The organism is Myxosarcina sp. GI1(2024) (assembly GCF_053543375.1).
Genome location: NZ_JBKGTY010000003.1, coordinates 817909 through 836084, shown reverse-complemented (window position 1 = coordinate 836084; position 18176 = coordinate 817909). Strand labels below are relative to the sequence as shown.

Annotated in this window: 12 protein-coding genes and 2 pseudogenes; 13 read left to right on the top strand and 1 reads right to left on the bottom strand. The window is 42.2% G+C overall.

What is annotated here, in order from left to right; genetic code table 11:
- The first annotated feature begins 171 nt into the window (after positions 1-171).
- The 4 genes from ACLFKQ_RS17475 (at position 172) to ACLFKQ_RS17460 (ending at position 6959) form a co-directional block, all read left to right on the top strand.
- Positions 172-495: a hypothetical protein gene (locus tag ACLFKQ_RS17475; protein ID WP_449001030.1), complete on the top strand. Its 324-nt coding sequence runs from the start codon at positions 172-174 to the stop codon at positions 493-495.
- A gap of 53 nt (positions 496-548) precedes the next feature.
- Positions 549-1082 (top strand): hypothetical protein, encoded by a 534-nt coding sequence (locus ACLFKQ_RS17470; protein ID WP_449001029.1) that lies wholly within the window; start codon positions 549-551, stop codon positions 1080-1082.
- 494 nt (positions 1083-1576) lie between these two features.
- Positions 1577-2959, top strand: coding sequence for an AAA-like domain-containing protein (locus ACLFKQ_RS17465; RefSeq protein ID WP_449001028.1), 1383 nt, complete (start codon positions 1577-1579; stop codon positions 2957-2959).
- 781 nt (positions 2960-3740) lie between these two features.
- Complete coding sequence (locus ACLFKQ_RS17460; RefSeq protein ID WP_449001027.1) at positions 3741-6959, top strand: hypothetical protein; 3219 nt, start codon at positions 3741-3743, stop codon at positions 6957-6959.
- A gap of 115 nt (positions 6960-7074) precedes the next feature.
- On the opposite strand, the gene ACLFKQ_RS17455 is transcribed toward ACLFKQ_RS17460, so the two are convergent.
- Complete coding sequence (locus ACLFKQ_RS17455; protein ID WP_449001026.1) at positions 7075-7263, bottom strand: hypothetical protein; 189 nt, start codon at positions 7261-7263, stop codon at positions 7075-7077.
- Between the two features lie 156 nt (positions 7264-7419).
- On the opposite strand from ACLFKQ_RS17455, the gene ACLFKQ_RS17450 reads away from it, so the two are divergent.
- From ACLFKQ_RS17450 to ACLFKQ_RS17410, 9 genes and pseudogenes are all read left to right on the top strand, one after another.
- Positions 7420-7758: a DUF2853 family protein gene (locus ACLFKQ_RS17450; protein WP_449001025.1), complete on the top strand. Its 339-nt coding sequence runs from the start codon at positions 7420-7422 to the stop codon at positions 7756-7758.
- An 834-nt stretch (positions 7759-8592) separates the two neighbouring features.
- Positions 8593-10552, top strand: a pseudogene (locus ACLFKQ_RS17445) (S8 family peptidase).
- A gap of 21 nt (positions 10553-10573) precedes the next feature.
- The gene (locus ACLFKQ_RS17440; protein ID WP_449001024.1) at positions 10574-10777 is read left to right on the top strand and encodes a cyanobactin biosynthesis system PatB/AcyB/McaB family protein; all 204 of its coding nucleotides are present in this window, start codon (positions 10574-10576) and stop codon (positions 10775-10777) included.
- A 69-nt stretch (positions 10778-10846) separates the two neighbouring features.
- The gene (locus tag ACLFKQ_RS17435; RefSeq protein ID WP_449001023.1) at positions 10847-11080 is read left to right on the top strand and encodes a cyanobactin biosynthesis PatC/TenC/TruC family protein; all 234 of its coding nucleotides are present in this window, start codon (positions 10847-10849) and stop codon (positions 11078-11080) included.
- Positions 11081-11107: 27 nt separating this feature from the next.
- The gene (locus ACLFKQ_RS17430; protein ID WP_449001022.1) at positions 11108-11593 is read left to right on the top strand and encodes a cyanobactin biosynthesis PatC/TenC/TruC family protein; all 486 of its coding nucleotides are present in this window, start codon (positions 11108-11110) and stop codon (positions 11591-11593) included.
- Between the two features lie 15 nt (positions 11594-11608).
- Entirely contained in the window at positions 11609-13876 is a 2268-nt protein-coding gene (locus ACLFKQ_RS17425; RefSeq protein WP_449001021.1) for a TOMM precursor leader peptide-binding protein, read from the top strand.
- A gap of 124 nt (positions 13877-14000) precedes the next feature.
- Positions 14001-14198: a DUF5837 family cyanobactin class RiPP gene (locus ACLFKQ_RS17420; RefSeq protein ID WP_449001020.1), complete on the top strand. Its 198-nt coding sequence runs from the start codon at positions 14001-14003 to the stop codon at positions 14196-14198.
- A gap of 182 nt (positions 14199-14380) precedes the next feature.
- A complete protein-coding gene (locus ACLFKQ_RS17415; RefSeq protein WP_449001019.1) occupies positions 14381-14578 on the top strand; it encodes a DUF5837 family cyanobactin class RiPP in 198 nt (65 codons plus the stop codon).
- A gap of 199 nt (positions 14579-14777) precedes the next feature.
- A pseudogene (locus ACLFKQ_RS17410) lies at positions 14778-18158 on the top strand (PatA/PatG family cyanobactin maturation protease).
- Positions 18159-18176 lie beyond the last annotated feature (18 nt).

Sequence of the window (18176 nt, the reverse complement as noted above, 5' to 3'; positions counted from 1 at the left end):
TTATCTTTTACCCTCTATTTTCTTCCGTTCAGGTTTCAAAATGAGAATTGCTGAGAAGAGGCGTTTAACCATTGGCTGACGGCGAGCGATATTATAGAAGCTGCCAGAGATTTAGAAGTCGAACTGCAAAATTGGTATGTTTTAGATGATTCTACTGAATGCTATAAGGGTTTGCTAAGAACTTTAGAGTTTGTCGGTAATAATGCCCGACATATTCTGGTAAGGAATTTGGGAAGATGCGAAGAGTGGGAGAGCTTCGAGCGGTTTGTTACGCCTGAGTTAGTAAATGAATATCGGTTACGGATAATCGACTTGCCTAAATTGAGATTTGATACGGCGACGACGGTGTATAAAAATGCCTTAAGTTTTACCGCAGCGAGGAGATATTCGGAATTTAGTACGGCTCAGTTAGCGGGATTGAGGGGATATTTAAGACGGGTGTATGCCGTGTTGGAAGATGCTGGGTTTAACGTTGAGAATTTGAGGGCAAGTTAGTGAGTTATGTGAGGAATCAAACTCTATCTGAAAGGCAGGATGAGTTACGAACTTTGATAGACGAGCGGTTAAAAAATGAGGAGCCAGAAATTCGGCAACGGGTATATCAGTGGCTGAATGATAATCAATATTTTACAGATAATGAGTTGTTTGATTTTTACTGCTGCGTAGCTCAGAATTTGGCGGCTGTGAAAATACTAGGTGGTTCGGGAGAGAAGATATTAGCAGCGAAGCAAGAATTAGAAAGAGCAAGTCAAGAATATACAGAAAAAGCGATCGCGGTTTCAACTCAGGTAACTCGACAACTGGAGGAGCAGATACATAAAATAAGGGGAAAACAAAATAATTTAGAGCAAATGTTCGGTGCGGTGCTTGAAGCAATGGCTAAAGAACACGCAGACTTGAAGGCTATTTCTACAGGGTTAGTCAACGCTACTGCTACTTCACTCTCTCGGCAAAGACAACTGTTAATGGAAACTGAAGCAGCTAGAAAGTCAGCTTTCTACTCGGTTGTTATTTCCTGGATAATTCCAGTAATAACTTTGCTAGGATGGTCGCTCTTACTCTTTTTAAGTGACAAATTTTAAAAAATCAATAGTTTGATTCAGAAGTATGGGCAAATAGATGAAAAAAAGTAGAACGTTTTGTCTTAATTTGAAAAGTATTAATTGGTCGAAGGGAACAATTTAGCAGTTCTTGCATAGCGGGTACAGCTGCTCTAGATAGAGAAGTACCTTAGTCATGATGCATACAATCGAACATAATTCTATCATGCTACCGATGTCGGAGTTTTACCGTCATTTATTTTGGCAAAAAAATGAGTAGGGCTGAAGCCCTTCAGACATAACTATATTTACTCGCCAACACTGAATACAATCACTTTTGCTATTTGTCTCCATTTGCGTTGATTGGTATCTAGCGTCGAGCTTTGGTAGCTTGAAAAAATTTATATAAGCTTGGGCGGTTGCCTTTCTACTCTAAAAAGTCTGAAAGTCTGATTTGAGCTATTAATATCGAATGTATTACACAATCATGAGAGACTGGATTGTGAAAAAATCTTTTTCTTGCAGCTTATCGCTAGATGAATTCAGAACAGGTTTTAACAATCGTAGAACGGCTGTTGCAAAAAACACTCAGTCAGATCGAACAGCAAGTGTTGGTTTTGTCTTGGGAAGGTCAATCTTATAAAGACATTGAAGAGAGGACTGGTTATGTAATTGGCTATCTACGGGATATTGGCTCTGGGTTATGGAAAGAGCTTTCTGATGTACTAAACCAAAGAGTGACAAAAAGAAACTTGTCTTTGATATTAGAACAAATCGAACGCGATTACGCATCTGCGTACCCTTCGGATCGCAATTTGGTATTGAGCAATACCAAACTACCAACCGTCAGCAGCAATTTGAAACCAGAATCTAGCGATACTCTTAAAGATCTGAGTTTTCCTAGCGCACCAGTCCCCTTTAATTCTCGCCTGTATATCAAACGTCCTCCTTGCGAAGAATTAGCTTGTGCGGAAATTGCCCGCCAAGGTTGCTTGCTGCGAATTAAAGCACCGCAGAAAATGGGCAAAAGTTCGCTACTCAATCAGGTGATCGCTCAAGCTAATAGTTTAGGCTATCAAATTGCTTATCTAGATTTCAAAGATGCGGAAGAAGCGGTTTTTAGCTCGATAGGATGTTTGCTGCACTGGTTTTGTGCTGCTGTTTGCCAGCAGTTAAACCTGCCTCCCAACTTAGATTATTACTGGGATGAAGACATGGGAGGTAAAGTAAGCTGCAAAATCTTTTTTGAAAGCTATATTTTAGAAAATACCAAACGTTCTTTGGTTTTGACCTTTGACGAAGTAAATCGCATTTTCGAGCATCCTCAAATTGCTATAGACTTTCTACCGCTGCTGCGCTCTTTTCACGAACAGTCTCGCCGCAGTACGACTTGGCAAAAGTTACGCCTGGTTTTGGTTTATTCTTCAGACATTTATATTCCCCTTAAAATCGACCGCTCTCCTTTTAATGTCGGTTTATCTTTAAAACTCCCTTGGTTTAATGAAGCTCAGGTACTCGACTTAGCCAAAAGATATGGGTTGAATTGGCAGGGCGATCGAGAAGTAAAACAATTGATGTCGTTGATTGGCGGACATCCCTACCTCGTCAACATAGCACTGTATTTTCTCGGTAATAAGATTATAGATCTGGAACGGCTGCTACGAAATGCACCTACACCAACTGGTATTTATAGTCAGCATTTGCAGAATTATTTAATTTCGCTACAGCAAGATCCTCAGTTGATGGCAATTATGTATCGAGTAATAAACAGTGACGAACCAATAGAACTAAGCCCTTTAGCTGCCTACAAACTAGATAGCATGGGATTGATAGTGTTAGATGGTTTTTTAGCAAGTTCTAGTTGCGAACTGTATCGAATCTATTTTCGCAGAGTCATAAAAATCTCCGAAGATAATTAGTTGTTGCCTCAATCTGAAAAATATACATATTTAGTATTGTCGAACGCCATCAGCAAGTTTATAGGCGATCTCAATCTTAATGTCAAACCCATATAATATATCTGCAATAAAAAAGTAGCTAATAAAACAAAAATCTATATTATTACTTTGTTTCTGACTTTTATAACTTCAAACACTAAAGCAAATATAAAAAACAAATTTAAAACGTTATTCACAATTCAAAAAAGTAATAAAGTAAGATATTTTAGGATTTTATAAATAATTTCAATCTGACAAACGAAAAAGTAAAGAAAATATAAAAAACTATTTAAAATAAACTGCAAAAATAGTAAAGTGAGAACCATCGCTCTTTATCTCATATCTTAAGCTTTAAAGTACATGACTTTTAAGTTTTAATAAGGTTTCAAATCTCAAATAGCCTGTATTCAAGTTATGTTTGTTGTTTTCAACAGCACTTATCATAGCTATAAAGTACAGATAATGCAGTAGAGGATTGCTCTAAAACTCAAAACCCAAAGCTTTACTCAAACGAGGTGTATTTCGCGAAGCGCGAGAATTGCTATATATTTTCTCGAAGAATTTTAAACAATGCCTCGATTTAAATATTTTAGTAGCGAAAATGTAGAATTTACCGAGCTATCACATCACAAGGATTAGGGAGTATCGTGCGGATTAATTTCTAGCCAGATAATCGCAAATTTGTTAATAACTATAACTGCTTATTGTCTATGTTTTTATGTCTGGAATATTTTCTTTTTTCAACCAAAGGAAGCTTAAAAAAATGAATAAAAATAATCGTTCCGCAAACGATTCTCAAAATAATGATTTAGTTTATGTTCAAGACTGTATTCCTGGAAAAAACAGTAAACTTTATACCCTCGATCTTAAGTCGGGACGAGCTTCTCTAATTGGCGCGATCACTTCTGAAGTTTACGATCTGGCTGTGGTCGGTTCGCAACTGTATGGCTTACAGCAAGGGAAAAATACTCAGCTAGTAAAAATCGATCGCACTACGGGAAAAGCTACTACGGTAGGAGAGATTGGCTTTAACGTCGTCGGCTTGGCATTTAATACACAGCGCGAAACTCTCTATGCTTCAGCCGCCAAACAGCTAATTGCGATCGACCTCGAAACGGGTAAAGGCAAACCTGCGGTAACGGTAAGTAAAAACGAACTTGGCTGCGGCGAAGTTGCTTTTGACAGTAATGGCAAAGCCTATATTACTCTCATCGGTTCTGACAAAAAGAAACTATTAGCCAGCTGCGACCTAGACAGTGGCACAGTCACACTTATTGGCAATACTGGCTTTCCCAATCTCGCCAGCATGGAATTTATCGACAACGTTCTCTATGGCGTAACGGGTAACTTCTTCAATTTGGGTAAAGACGGTCGCCTGATTCGCATCAATACTCAGACAGGCAAAGGCACTGTAGTTACTAAAACTTCTCCTCTCGGTCGCTGGGCGGGAATAACCGTTTATCAAGCCGCAACAGTAAGCCAAACAGCAGCTACTTCAGATAAGTCTAACCAAACATCAACCACAGCAAGAGAAACTATGCAGCTATTAACTATCGATACTAAAGACAATTGTTACGTTATCGACCCCAACGGTATGAACGATCTGCAACTCAACGTTGCCAGTAAATTCACTCTCGAAACAGGAAATTATGAAATTAAGATCGATAGCGGTCGCTACAGCCACAGCCAAAGCGATGCAGGTGAACCTTTTGTCTTACTGTGGATCTATGGAGTCGATGGTAGTACCTTTGTCAATCAAAGTACGGGTTACGAAACGGGGGCAACCTGGACGACATTGAACGGATATCGCGATCGCCTGCGGTTAGAAGTCAAGCAAGAGGCGGTTCTATGTGCCTTATTTTTCGCTATCAACAGCTCGGATCGCAGCGGTTCGATTAAACTCGATATCAACAGCGATCGCTTGTCATTCAAACCGCAACAGTTAACTGTTGACAGTCAACAAAACTCCTACGGACTCGATGAAAAACATCTTTCCAGTCTAAAACAATGGGATCGTAACTTTATTGAACTCAACCCTGGCAACTATCGCGTCAAAATTCGCGAAGGCAATGCCACTTATTGGTCGAACGAACAGAAATTTGAGTTAGAACCCTGGAGTTTAATCTGGGTTAAAGGCGGTAAATTCGTTCCTAAACTTACTGGAACCGAAGTGGCTGAAACCTGGTGTTCTTTAAATGGCTTAAAAGATGAATTTATTCTCGAAGTTAAAGCCAAAACTACCATATCGGGATTCTTCTTCGATACCTATAAAGAAGATAACGAAGGACAAATTATTCTGGCGATCGAGCCTGTAAGCGCAGAGGTAATTACAGAGAAATACCAACAGCAGCAAATTACCGCTACTACAGGTATCAGTGGTACTAGCGATCGCCTCGTAGAAACTACTAGCAGTCGGGAAATTGCCAGTCAGACTAGCGGCAGAACTACTGTAGCTACAGGAGGTAGCAGCAATTTTAGCTTCAGCTTTAACGAAGCGCAAATGGAACAGATGTGGCAGCAAATGGCAGCCAAGATCGAAACTTCGGTAACTGTCACTGACGAACAGGATGAGAAAAAAGAAGCCTATTATTGGGATAACTTAGAAAAGTGGCTTCTTAAAGGCTACCAAACCCAAGCTAAAGATCTGGCGATGCAGGTGGCACGAGTCGAGTTTATGATGAAGTCCATAACTCAACAGATGGAAGCCAGCTTTAACCAAAACTATCTAGCCTGGTCGAACTACTTCGATAGTCGTCTAGAAGAACTAATCGACACCAGAATGATGGATATGGTAGCAGAACAGGTTAATTTAAAAGTAAGCGATCGCTCTACCGAAATTAAAAACCAAGTCGTTCAGCAGCTACAAAGTGATATTGATAAACGGGTTGAGTCGGTAGTCAATCTCAAGATAAGCGATCGCTCCACGGAAATCAAAAACCAAGTATTCCAACAGCTTCAAGAAGATATCGACCAGCGCATTAATACCGTTGTCAATCTTAAAGTAGAAAACCAAGCCACAGAAATAAATAACTCAGTCGTCCAACAGTTGCAGAACGAGATGGACAACCGCATCAATACTGTAGTTAATCTCAAAGTAGAAAATCAATCACAAGAGATAAACAACCAGGTCATCCAGCAGCTACAAAGCGATATTGATAAGCGGATCGATTCTGTGGTCAATCTTAAAATTACCGACCAAACCCCTAATATTAAAAACTTAGTTATCCAGCAGCTACAGGCAGACGTAGATAAACGCATCGACTCGGTAGTTAACCTCAAACTTGCCGACCAAACTTTAGAAATTACCGACTTGGTGACTAAACAGCTACAGTCGGATATGGATAAACGGATCGATGCGGCGGTTGACGTAAAAATTGAAAATCAAAGCCAAAACATTAAAAACTTAGTCGTGCAACAGATGCAAACCGACTTAGATCGACGCATCAATACCGTAATCGATAGCAAGACCGATAATAACGTACAGGTAGTAGTTAACAACGTCATCAATAATGTAGATGATCGCATTGATGTCAAACTAGAAAACAAAATCCTCAACTTCCGCGATAATGTCACCTCCATCGTCCAGAACGAACTCAACCAAAACTACACCAACTCAATTAAAACTACAGTTCTCTCAGATATCAAAAAACAGCAGTTCTTCCTCGATATGCAGTCGATTAAAGCCGAGGTTAATAATTTCTACTCTCGTCTGGGACAGTTTGAAACTCAGCTATACCTCCGCATCGAACAGGGAGACACTCAGCTTTACAACTGGACTCTAGAACAACTGACTGCATTACAAGGCTGTTTGAGCGATCGCCAAACTCTGGCAGAAATGTTCCAATCCTTTGCCACTAAGCTTAAAGACGAACTAGATAATGCTCCCTGCGTTCAACCTAATCGTTTTACCTCCTGGACGAGAACTGAAGGACAAGAGCGTATATCACCCGCCCAGCCGCAACAGTTACCAGGAAACAGTTAGCAGCGAAACGGACATCTGGTGCGCACCTATGTCCTTCACCAAACATTGGTAAATGCCAAATGATAGGTAGTAGATAATAAATTTGCTACCTATCACCTAGAAACCTCTCAAAACATTAAGATTCGTTCTGCCAATCTTCCTCTAAGTTCTTTCTGGTGACTTCAATGCCAATTTTTTCTAAAGAGGCAAACAATTTACTTGCAGCTTTAATTGCTAGTTTGCGATCGCCATTTTCGCAAGTAAGCCTGATTGTTATTTCGTTGTTGTTTAATTCGGCATTAAAGTTAATTTGTCGCTGGTTCATGGATGAAATTTTTAGGACAACTCAGTTGGTTGGAGAATCAAGGGCAATCGGTTCGATTTTAATCTCTAATTTTTGCCATGACCACAAATTTTCTGACAATCCAATCGTACTCGAAGCGCGATCACCAGTACCAAATTACCTTTAATCTATAAAACTATGGCTATACAAAAACTAAAAATTAGCGAATACGTTGATAATATTCAACAATATACAAATGATGTCAATGAAGATGTAGTTAAGGGCATTGTCAAACATTTGGGTATTGCTTTAAGTAGCCGAGATGCTTCCTTAGTTTCCTGTGGCGATAAAACCGAGTTAGACCGAGTTCGAGAAAAATTTCTGAAAAAGAAGCTACAACTTACTGCCAGTAATGAAGATTTAGAGCGGGCTATTAGTGAAGTTTGTACCACCATGAAAAATACCAAAAATAAGTCTCGCGTTACTTTCTACTATTTGCTTGCCGAAAACTTTGACAAATTATCTTTGTTTGAATAATTGAGGAAAATACAATTATGATTGTCAGTTTTAATTCTTCACAAACTAACCTTGCTATTAATATTGTATTTTAACGATTTTTCTTACTTTATGTCTTTTTCATTTTGCTTTTAGTATATAAATAAATTTAAAGTCATAAAATCATAAGTTCAAATTTAGTAGTTTCAATAAACTGAAATTATTGTAAGATATATCCCATCAAAAACCTCGTAAGAAAAATTCCAAAAAAATGAAAACTAATTTATGTTTTCAACATTTTTAACCACCAACATAAAATTTTAATAATGACATCAAATACAGTAAGGCAATTTTAACAGTAAGGCAATTTTATACCGATGCTATAAAACAATCTGAAACCAAACAAAATTTTGTAGCTAATTCGGGAAAGCAAGTAAGATCGAACAATCTTCCCGATCCTGTAAAACAAGCTTATAGCTTCTATAAAGCAAATGTTGAAGATGCAGATTGGGGCAGTGTTAAAGTTTATCAAACTTCTGTTGATACGGTTCCAGTTTATGCTGTTTATCCGAGTACGGATGGAGACGACGGCTACTTAGAAATATACGGTGAAACTGGTGAAGAATTAGCTTGCGGCAAACATAATACTAAAGTAATTGATTGGAGCGATCGCGCCACAGTTCGTAGTAAGGTAAGTTAATTTTTTTTGAATTAAATTACACTAGCAAGCTGGTAAAGCGATCGCATTTGCTACTAAATTGATTTAACTTTCTGGTAACTCTTGAAAATGCTGTTAAAAGTCAGACACTTTGTTACTTCATCCTCGCATTTTAACTGTAACGTTTACTTAATTAAAAATGTAAAAGAACAATTTAAATGTTCGATGTAACTAAGCTACCTGGTATTCAACAATTATGGTCGCAGACTAAAGGCAATCCTAAGATTTGTGTAGCAATTTTAGATGGTTTAGTAGACCAAACTCATCCCTGTTTTGAGGGAGCTAACTTAAAACAGCTATCAACCTTAGTGCAGGGTAAGGCTAGTCTCAAAGGCATCATGTCTACTCATAGAACTCACGTTACTAGCGTTATTTTTGGTCAACCCAATTCCCCCGTTGCTGGAATTGCACCAAAATGTAAAGGATTAATCGTTCCTGTATTTTCCGACCGAAGGCATAGTCTGTCTCAACTCGATCTCGCTCGCGCGATCGAACAAGCAGTTGAAGCTGGCGCACACATTATTAATATTAGTGGCGGACAACTAACCGATGACGGAGAAGCAGAAGATTTCCTCAAGCGTGCGGTACGTCTATGCCATGAAAATAATGTTCTAATCGTGGCGGCGGCGGGTAATAATGGCTGTGAGTGTTTGCACGTTCCAGCAGCACTGCCAGCAGTTTTAGCAGTTGGGGCAATGGATTGGCAGGAGCAGCCCCTAGACATCAGCAACTGGGGTAAAACCTATCAAACCCAAGGAATTCTCGCACCAGGGGAGAATATATTGGGAGCCAAGCCAGGAGAAGACACGATAAGACTGAGTGGAACTAGCTTTGCCACTCCTATTGTTACTGGTGTTGCTGCTTTGTTGTTGAGTCTGCAACGTCAACACGGAGACATCGATCCCCAAAAGATACGCACTGCTTTGTTAAAGACTGCCATACCCTGCAATTTTAATTTAACAGGCGATCGCCGACGTTGTTTGGTAGGAAAGCTAAATATTACTGGCGCACTTAAATATTTAACAGGAGAAATTATGTCGAAAGAATTACAAACTATTGAAGCTTCTGGTTGCGGTTGCAACGACAACGATAAAACTGAAACTGAAGTTTTAGCTAATACTGCAATCAATAATTCCGAATCAGAGCAAGGTTTGGAGGAAGTTAAATCGGCTCAACCCCTGGTAGCTGCTTCGGCTGTTACTAAAACTCAGACGACTTTCAAGCCCTCGGCAAATTTTGTTAGTGCTAGTCAAGCACCGAGCGACATATCCGAAGCGAGCTTAGTATATGCTCTCGGTACACTGGGATACGATTTTGGCAGTGAGGCACGGCGAGACTCTTTCAAACAATATTATGTCTGCTGTAGAACTAGAACCAGGCATTTTAGTTCCAGCCAATCCTTATGATGCTCGGCAGATGGTGGACTATCTGGGGGATAATCTTTCCGAAGCCAAATCTTTAATTTGGACTTTGAATTTAGAACTAACTCCCATTTATGCGATCGAGCCTGTAGGTTCTTTTGCCCGTGATGTTTATGAAGTGTTTCAAGAGTTTTTAGCAGGACAGGTTCAAGCAGAAGACAACGAGGAATATATCGAGCGCGTCAGTATCCCAGGACGCATCACGGGACGGACGGTAAGGCTATTTTCTGGGCAAATCGTTCCCGTAATCGAACCCGAAAGTCCTCGCGGTATGTATGGCTGGAAAGTTAATACCCTGGTTGGTTCGGCTCTCGAAGCAGTACGAACTCAAGAAGGAGATGCTGACGAACAGCAAATGCGTAGATCTCTTAACAGTTTTCTCAACCGCGTTTATTACGACTTGCGTAATTTAGGACAAACATCACAAGACCGCGCCCTCAACTTTGCGGCTACCAACGCTTTTCAAGCTGCTTCGACTTTCTCCGAAGCGCTGGCAGCAGGAATGGAATTAGACAGCATTAACGTCCAAAAAAGTCCTTTCTGTCGTATGGATAGCGATTGTTGGGACGTGCAGTTAAAGTTCTTCGACCCAGAAAACGATCGCCGCGCTAAAAAAGTGTTCCGCTTTACTATCGACGTGAGTGACCTAGTGCCAGTTACTTTGGGCGAGGTTCGATCTTGGTCTACTCCCTATTAATTTTCAATCGAGCTAAAAACCATGAGACTACCAAAACTAGCACCCCCAGTTAAAAGACCCGATCTGATTTTTCCCCATCGGGCAGTAGATATCGTCAATGGTCGGGGTGAAGACCTGATTCACATTCGCATGGACTTAATGCACGGGGCAAATTTTAATGACCCTCCCCAGTTTCGCTATCCCAGCTTCCAGCGAATTATGTCTTCTTGTTGGGACTACCGTTAGTTATTAATCTGCGATCGCTCGCCATATTTTTAACACCCGAATGGTTAATTTTTAGGAGCACAACCAATCATGCCAGAAGAAAAAAAGGAAACTCCAAGCCGTCGCAAAACTCGTGCCAAGAAAAGTACCGCAGAAACTCAACCAGAAGCAGCAAAGGCTTCAGAGCCATCAAAAGTAGCGGAGCGAAAAAAACCTAAAGTTCTAGCAACTGGCTTAGAAGACTACGGCAAGTGGAAAGCCATGTTTAAAAACTATAAGCGTAAAGACGATCTCCCCTTCCGTCGGGGTCGCATTTGGTCTTAACGTCAAGCCTAATTTCAAGGAAATAATATGTCTAGCTTTCACATTTTTGGTCGCATTACCGACCGCAGTTCTGGTTTGGGGCTTCCAAGCCTCCGAGTAGAGATTTGGGATCGAGATGTCAAACATGACGATCTTTGTGGCACTGCGGTTACTGATGCTAAAGGCAATTATCAGGTAGATTTTGACGAATCGGCTTTTAAAGATTCCTACAAAGATACTTTACCCGATGTTTATGTTCGAGTTTTTCAAGAAGATAAATTAGTCGAGAATACCAAAGATGCCGTGCGCCAAAATGTTCCTCCAGGAGATACAGAAATTAACCTGGAGTTGGGAATTGCTACCAATCTGTCCGAAGCAGAGGTTGAGGAACAACTTCCTAGTAAGGTGCACTCTCGACCCAAACCAACCATACTCGCCACTGGCTTAGAAGACTATGGCAAGTGGCAAGCCATGTTTAAAAACCACCAGCGTAAAGACGATCGCCCTTTCCGTCGGGGTCGCATCTGGGCATAGCCCGATAAAAGCATTATGAAACCGTCAACTATCCCCCAAATCCAACCTCATTACCACATAGAGGTTGTCGAACCCAAACAAGTATACCTGTTGAGCGAACAGTCTACCCATGTGCTGACTGGACAGCTTTACTGTCAAATTTTGCCATTGCTTGATGGAGAGCATACCCTGGAGCAAATCGTGCAAAAGTTAGAGGGGGAAGTCTTACCAGAACATATAGACCATGTCATAGATCGCCTGAAGCGTAAAGGCTATTTAACTGAAGGGCAATCCAATTTGTCTCCGCCAGCGGCAAGATTTTGGAGTGCTTTGGGTATCGCACCGACTCTGGTAGCACAGTGTTTGTCAACGGCACGAGTGGCTCTGACGGCTGTAGGAGAAGTAGATACGGAACCTTTGGCTGATGCCTTGACTGCGGTAGGAATTCAAACTCAGGTGGAAAATGGTCGTCTACTAGAGTCCCCAGCATTAAGAGTGGTGCTAACGGATGACTATCTGCGACATGAATTAGCAGAAATCAACCAGCAAGCCTTACAAAAAGGTCAACCTTGGTTATTGGTTAAGCCAGTGGGGCAGGTACTTTGGTTAGGATCGATTTTCCTACCAGATAGAGGCTGTTGGGATTGTTTGGCGCATCGACTGCGAGGCAACCGCGAGATCGAGACTTTGATTTTGCGACAACAGGAAAAGCCGAATGGATGTTTGCCTAAAACACAGGTAATGTTGCCTTCGACGCTTCAGACGGGGTTGCAGTTAACAACGACGGAAGTAGCCAAGTGGTTAGTCAGACAACAGTTAGAAACTAGCTTCCCCACTTTAGCAGGAAAAATTGTTACTTTTGATTGTCTTACTCTAGAGCTTAAAACACACGCCCTACCCCATCGTCCCCAATGTCCTGCCTGTGGCGAACCGAAACTGCTGCATCATCGAGGCTTTGAACCAGTGCGTCTCAATCCTTGCCCGAAGCAGTTTACAGAAGATGGCGGTCATCGGACGGTAGCTCCCACTCAGACTGTTGAGAAGCATCGGCATTTGATTAGTCCCATTACTGGAGTAGTAACGGAGTTAGTTAGAATATCTGACTCAGCCAATCCGTTAGTGCATACCTATCGCGCCAGTCATTGCTTTGGTAACGCTACTTCACTTAAGGGTTTGCGACACGCTTTACGCTATAAAAGCTCTGGCAAGGGAAAAAGCGATCGCCAGTCTCAAGCTAGTGGTTTTTGCGAGGCGGTAGAACGCTATTCTGGTATCTTTCAAGGAGACGAACCCAGAATTAGGACAACTTTAGCCGAATTGGACGGCGCGATTCATCCCGAACGGTGTTTGCTGTTTAGCGATCGCCAGTATGCCAACCGCGAGACTTTAAACCAACAACAAACAGTGGCTCACGATTGGATTCCCCAACGGTTCGATCCCAGTCGGGCGATCGATTGGACACCAGTATGGTCGCTGACAGAAGAGGTTCACAAGTATCTGCCTACGGCTTTTTGTTACTATGCCTATCCCCTACCCAAAGAGCATCGTTTCTGTAAAGCAGACTCCAACGGTGATGCTGCTGGCAATACATTAGAAGAAGCAATTTTACAGGGCTTTTTAGAACTAGTAGAACGTGATAGCGTAGGCTTATGGTGGTACAACCGCCTCCAGCGTCCCCAAGTCGATCTGGCTACCTTTAACGAGCCATACTTTGTAAAACTACAAGAATTTTATCGTCAAAACAACCGCGAACTTTGGGTGTTAGACGTAACTGCCGATTTAAAAATTCCTGCTTTTGCTGCGGTGTCTCACCGTACCGATGGCGGAAAAGAGCGAATTATTGCTGGATTTGGTTGTCATCTCGATCCTGCGATCGCAATTTTGCGTGCGCTTACAGAAATCAACCAACTCGGTTTGGAGTTGGACAAAATTTCGGCAGAGGAACTAGGAGAATTCCAACAATGGATGCAAACGGTAACGCTAGAGAATCAGCCATATCTCGCACCAGATCCTAACATTCCAGCCAAAGTAGCCAGCGACTATCCCCAACGCTGGAGCGACGATATTTATACAGACGTAATGACCTGTATGGAAACTGCTCGACAAACGGGGTTAGAAACTCTGGTGTTAGACCAGACACGCCCCGATATTGGCTTGAACGTAGTCAAGGTAATCGTACCTGGAATGCGCCATTTTTGGTCGCGGTTTGGGAAAGGGCGACTCTATGACGTACCCGTGAAACTTGGCTGGCGAAATACACCGTTACCAGAAGATTGGATGAATTCAACCCCAATGCCCTTTTAGCTTTAGCAGCAACTACCATTCGCTTCAAAACATAGTGCTGCTAGATAAGCTTCTTTCTAAGAAGAGGTTAGACCCACCTCGAAGCGGTCACATTAAATTAACATCCACTTTGGAGAAATATCTGATGAACAAAAAAAACATCATCCCCCAACAGGCACAGCCTGTAAAACGAGTTACTCAGGGAACTAAAGCCGACTTACTAGCTGAGTTGTCTGAAGAAAACCTCGGCAACATAGCAGGCGCGAGTGCTTCTATGAAAACAGCCGACATGACTCTGGCTTGTTATTGTGCTTGTTCCTATGACGGAGACGACGCAGAATAATTGCTACTCCGTCTTAATCTGCTGTTCGAGAATTTTTAAGCTCTCATGATTTTTTGGCAAGAACCTGAAGCTCAACTATAACTGGCAGCAGAGTTACTTGAGTAATGTCCACTCGTGTAGTTCGAGGATGATGTTACTCAAGTATATCGCTTCTTAAATAAGCAAAAAAAAGGAGAAACTCAATGAATAAAAAAAACATCATTCCCCAACAGGCACAACCCGTAAAACGAGCTAGGCAAGGAACTAAAGCCGATTTGCTAGCTGAGTTGTCTGAAGAAAACCTCGGCAACGTAGCAGGCGCGAGTGCTTCTTTGGTTACAAATAACGTAACCTTGGCTTGCTATTGTGCTTGTTCTTATAACGGCGATGAAGCGGAATAGTTGCTATCTTTTTGTCTTACCAATACCAGCAGCTTCAATGTCGTTATTTTCGAGCAATAACTTGAGGTTTAACTATACCTGGTAGCAAATAGAAAACTCTTAAGAGTTTATAACTGGTGCGTTAGTGTAATTAGCTAACGCGCCAAAACCATCAATAATTTTGAGATTTGACGAGCAACTCGCATCAGGATAAGTCATTATGCTAGATCTTGGCAATTTAGAAGTAAAGGCACTGGCGATCGCCACTCCAATAGTAGATACAGCAGATTTAAGCCTCATCAAACTCGATTGGAGTCAAGCGGTAGTTAGTCTATCTCGCTTTGCCTATCAACGCCAAGTAAATAGTGGCATGGTGTTAGAGTCTCCCTTATCTAAATTTCTCGTCAGATTGTTAGACTGGCGGGCTAGTGGTTTACTGGCTCTTTTGGCTCAATCCCAGCCACTTAACGCCCTCAACTCCTTTGCCGATCTATCACCTGAAGTTATCCAACAGTTCGTACATTTGCTCTGGGCGACTGGGTTTCTTACTACAAAACCAGAACCGCAATCGCTTCAGCTTTGGGAATTTCACAATCTTGTATTTCACAGTCGCAGTCGTTCGGGTCGCCACGATTATCCACTGACTCATGAGGAGCGTTTTACCGATTTACTGCCTCAGTTTCCCACAGTAAAACCACCCATGAGCGACAAAGTTGTCTCTTTGCCGCGTCCTAATTTAGCAATTATTACTCAAGGAGATTTAACTCTGACTGAGGCGATCGAAACCCGACAGTCAATTAGGGAATACGACGACACCCATCCCATCACCATAGAACACTTAGGCGAACTGCTCTATCGTACCGCTCGTGTCAAAGACATTTATAAGTTAAACGGCTCGCAACTAGACTGTGAGCTTACTCATCGTCCCTATCCCAACGGCGGTAGCCTTTACGAACTAGAAATTTATCCCGTAGTGCGTCACTGTGAAGGACTTGAATCGGGTATTTACCATTACGATCCTCTCAATCACCAGCTAGAAAAGTTTACTGACCAAAATACCCAGGTCGATTCGTTAATTACTCACGCTTACAAAATTAATTACTCACGCTTACAAAACCAGTGGCGAACGCGATAAGCCTCAAGTGTTACTGGTAATCACAGCCCGTTTCGGAAGACTTTTTTGGAAATATGCCTTTGGGGCTTATGCCTTAATAGCCAAGCACGTTGGCGTGCTGTATCAAAATCTCTATCTGGTATCGACCAGCATGGGGTTGGCTTCCTGTGGATTAGGCAATGGGGATAGCGAAAGCTTTGCCCAAGCTACAGGCTTAGACTACATTCAAGAATCTTCCGTTGGCGAGTTTATGATAGGTTCTTTTCCCCGTCCCAATACTCAGGCAAACTTGGATACCGATACCTTTAAATCTAAAAGCAAAACTGGTGCTAAAAACCCACCAACACTACATCCTCACGATCTTGACGATCGCCTCCCTGGACTTGCTAATTTACGCGATCGCACTTTAGGCGATCCTCGTGTCACAGTTGTGATTCTCGACAGCAATCCCGACGACACACTATCTTGCTTCGGGGGAGCGAACATTTCTAAAGTCTTTCCCCACTGGCACAAACCTCCAGAGCCAATTTCTGCCCAAGCTTATGCCATTTACCGAGACATTGACAATAGCGATCTAAACAAAGAGGAAAAGCTGGAAAAAATACGAGCGATGCTTCCCGAAACTATAATTAATCGCATTAAGGGTGATTGCCACGCTTCCCACATCACCAGCACCATTGTCGGACAACAAAATACTCCCGCCCCTGGTCTAGCTCCCCATTGTCGGGTTATCAATATTCCCATCAATACTACAGGTGACAATGATGAATTTATTTCAGTTCTCAACTTAACTCGCGCCTTCGAGCTAGCTATAGAATTAGGAGCAAACATCATTCATTGTGCTGCTTGTCGTCCTACCCAAACTGGTAAAACACAAGATTTATTAAAAGATGCAGCAAAAAAATGTCTCGATCGCAACATATTAATCGTCGCTCCAGCAGGAAATGATAAAGGCGAATGCTGGTGTATTCCCGCAATGTTACCAGGGGTTTTAGCTGTGGGAGCGATGAAAGATGATGGTACACCCTTCGATTTTAGTAACTGGGGCGGTAACTACCAACTTGAAGGTATTCTAGCTCCTGGCGAGAAGATTCTAGGCGCGCAACCAGGTACGGAAGAACCCAAACGCCTCACGGGAACCAGTATGGCTGCACCAGTAGTAACGGGAATTGTCGCGCTGCTGATGAGCTTGAAACTGCAACAGGATAAACCGATTGATGCTGAAGCAATTCGTGCTGCTCTGCTGAACACGGCAATTCCCTGCAATGCTGATGAAATAAAAGAACCAGAACGCTGTTTACGGGGTAGGCTTAACCTTCCTGGTGCGATGAATTTACTATTCGAGCAACCCTCCGTCACTATTTCGTTTACGGGAGATCGCGTCACTCGCATTGTTGAAAACGATCTGGTAGAAGCCTCTGGTAAAACTGAGGATATAAATAATGCAACTGCAATTAATCCCAGCCTGCCAATTTTTAGTTCTAGTATGCCTTCAAGGGGCAGTAGTTTATCAAATCCAGTTGGTGATGAGGCGATCTGTAAGGTAAGCGATAGCATAAATCAGGTAGAACCTGCTTCAGCACCTATTTCTCCAACACAAATTACGCCTGCTTCGGTTCCATCTAGTCAAGATGGAGTAACACCTAGCACCGCCCACACTGGACAAATCTACGCTCTCGGTACACTCGGTTACGACTTTGGTAGCCAAGCCCGTCGCGATTCCTTCAAACAGCTTATGTCTGCCGTCAATTTGGATAGTCTGTTAGTTCCAGCAAATCCCTATGATGCACGCCAAATGGTAGACTATCTCGATCGGAACCCTTCTGAAAGTCGCAGTCTGATTTGGACTGTAAATATGGAGCTAACTCCTATTTATGCGATCGAACCCCAAGACCCCTTCGGAGCGGAAATTTATGAAATGTTACTGTTGCTGCTAGCAGGACAAATCGAGGCAGAAGATAGTGATGAATTTGTCGAGCGAGTTAGCATTCCCGCACACTCAACTTCGCGCACCGTAGAGTTATTTTCTGGACAAGTAGTACCCGTAATCAAGGTACACAACGTCCGAGGCATCTATGGCTGGAAGGTAATACATTAGTAGAGGCGGCACTGACAACGGTAGCAGAAACAGACAGGATAGACGATATAAGGCGGTCGCTAACTAGTTTCTTAAATCGTGTTTACTATGACTTGCGTAATTTGGGACAGACTTCGCGCGATCGCGCTTTAAACTTTGCTGCTACTAATGCCTTTCAAGCCGTTTCCGTCTTTAGCTCAGCGATCGCCGACGGACGGGAGTTAGACACCATCCAAGTAGAGAAAAGTCCTTACTGTCGTTTGAATAGTGATTGTTGGGATGTGAAACTCAAATTTTTCGATCCCGAAAATAGTCGTCGGGCGCGTAAAGTATTTCGTTTCACCGTTGATGTGGCAGATTGGATTCCTGTAACACTAGGGAAAGTGAAATCATGGTCAGTACCAAATTAAACAAAATTCTTAATGAGG

Excerpts from the sequence above, each read along its gene's own strand:
- ACLFKQ_RS17420 (WP_449001020.1), top strand. The coding sequence starts at position 14,001 with ATGAACAAAAAAAACATCATCCCCCAACAGGCACAGCCTGTAAAACGA.
- ACLFKQ_RS17425 (WP_449001021.1), top strand. The coding sequence starts at position 11,609 with ATGAAACCGTCAACTATCCCCCAAATCCAACCTCATTACCACATAGAG.
- ACLFKQ_RS17455 (WP_449001026.1), bottom strand. The coding sequence starts at position 7,263 with ATGAACCAGCGACAAATTAACTTTAATGCCGAATTAAACAACAACGAA.
- ACLFKQ_RS17465 (WP_449001028.1), top strand. The coding sequence starts at position 1,577 with ATGAATTCAGAACAGGTTTTAACAATCGTAGAACGGCTGTTGCAAAAA.
- ACLFKQ_RS17430 (WP_449001022.1), top strand. The coding sequence starts at position 11,108 with ATGTCTAGCTTTCACATTTTTGGTCGCATTACCGACCGCAGTTCTGGT.
- ACLFKQ_RS17435 (WP_449001023.1), top strand. The coding sequence starts at position 10,847 with ATGCCAGAAGAAAAAAAGGAAACTCCAAGCCGTCGCAAAACTCGTGCC.
- ACLFKQ_RS17440 (WP_449001024.1), top strand. The coding sequence starts at position 10,574 with ATGAGACTACCAAAACTAGCACCCCCAGTTAAAAGACCCGATCTGATT.
- ACLFKQ_RS17415 (WP_449001019.1), top strand. The coding sequence starts at position 14,381 with ATGAATAAAAAAAACATCATTCCCCAACAGGCACAACCCGTAAAACGA.
- ACLFKQ_RS17450 (WP_449001025.1), top strand. The coding sequence starts at position 7,420 with ATGGCTATACAAAAACTAAAAATTAGCGAATACGTTGATAATATTCAA.
- ACLFKQ_RS17460 (WP_449001027.1), top strand. The coding sequence starts at position 3,741 with ATGAATAAAAATAATCGTTCCGCAAACGATTCTCAAAATAATGATTTA.